Source organism: Methylobacterium terricola, assembly GCF_006151805.1.
GTDB lineage: Bacteria > Pseudomonadota > Alphaproteobacteria > Rhizobiales > Beijerinckiaceae > Methylobacterium > Methylobacterium terricola.
In genome coordinates, this window is sequence record NZ_VDDA01000096.1 from 1 (window position 1) to 1,294 (window position 1,294).

Below are 1,294 nucleotides of genomic sequence, written 5' to 3' on the forward strand. Positions count from 1 at the left end.
CGCCGGGCGAACCCCCGTCGCCGCCTCCACCGCGTCGGGGAACTTCGCCGCATGCGCGGTCGCCAGCGCCACCACCGGCGTCGCCGGGTCGTCGGCCAGCAGCCGGCGCGCGGCCCGCACCCCGATCGCGCTGTGCGGGTCGAGGATCTGCCCCGTTCCGGCATATACCTCGCGGATCTCCGCCACGACCTCATCCTCCGGCACGCAGGCCGCCTCGAACTCCGCCCGGATCCGCGCCAGGGTGCCGGCCTCCAGCGTGAACGCCCCCGACTGCTTCAGCCCCGCCATCAGCCGCGTCACCGCCCCGGCATCGCGGTCGAGCGCCTCGAACAGCAGACGCTCGAAGTTCGACGACACCTGGATGTCCATCGACGGCGAGGTCGTCGGCGCCACGCCCCGCACCTCGTACGATCCCGTCGCGAGCGTCCGGGCCAGGATGTCGTTGGCATTCGTCGCGATCATCAGCCGCCCGACCGGCAGGCCCATGCGCTTGGCCGCCCAGCCGGCCAGGATGTCGCCAAAATTGCCCGTCGGCACCGAGAACGACACCGGACGGCGCGGGCTGCCCAGCGCCACCGCGCTGGTGAAGTAGTACACCGCCTGCGCCGCGACCCGGGCCCAGTTGATCGAGTTCACCCCCGACAGCCGCACCTCCTCGGCAAAGCGCGGCTGCTGGAACAGCGCCTTCACGATCGCCTGGCAATCGTCGAACGTGCCCTCCACCGCGAGCGCGTGGATGTTGTGCGCGTCGACCGTGGTCATCTGCCGGCGCTGGACCTCGGAGACCCGGCCGTGGGGGTAGAGGATGAACACGTCGACGTTGTCGAGGCCGCGGAAGGCCTCGACGGCGGCGCTGCCGGTATCGCCCGAGGTGGCGCCGACGATGGTGGCGCGGCTGCCCTTGGCTTTCAGCGCGTGGTCCATCAGCCGGCCGAGCAGCTGCATCGCCACGTCCTTGAAGGCGAGGGTCGGGCCGTGGTGGAGTTCGAGGAGGAAGAGGTTGTCGCCGAGCTGGGTGAGCGGGCAGGTGGCGGGGTGGCGGAAGGTGGCGTAGGCCTCGTCGATCATGCGGTCGAGGTCGGCCTGGCCGATCTCGCCGTCGACGAGGGGGGCCAGCACGGTCTTGGCGGCCTCTGCGTAGGGCTGGCCGGCGAGGCCCGCGATGGTGTCGGGGGCGAGCCGGGGCCAGCTCTGCGGGAGGTAGAGGCCGCCGTCGCGGGCGAGCCCCGCCAGGAGGGCGTCGGTGAAGGTCAGCGGCGCGGCCTGGCCGCGGGTCGAGACATGAAGCACGGTG

The 1,294-nt window shown here is 72.3% G+C and carries 1 protein-coding gene; it reads right to left on the reverse strand.

The window, feature by feature from the left end:
- The coding region (gene thrC / locus FF100_RS36780; protein ID WP_139040927.1) for a threonine synthase at window positions 1-1,290 on the reverse strand (1,290 nt) is incomplete at its 3' end.
- Window positions 1,291-1,294 lie beyond the last annotated feature (4 nt).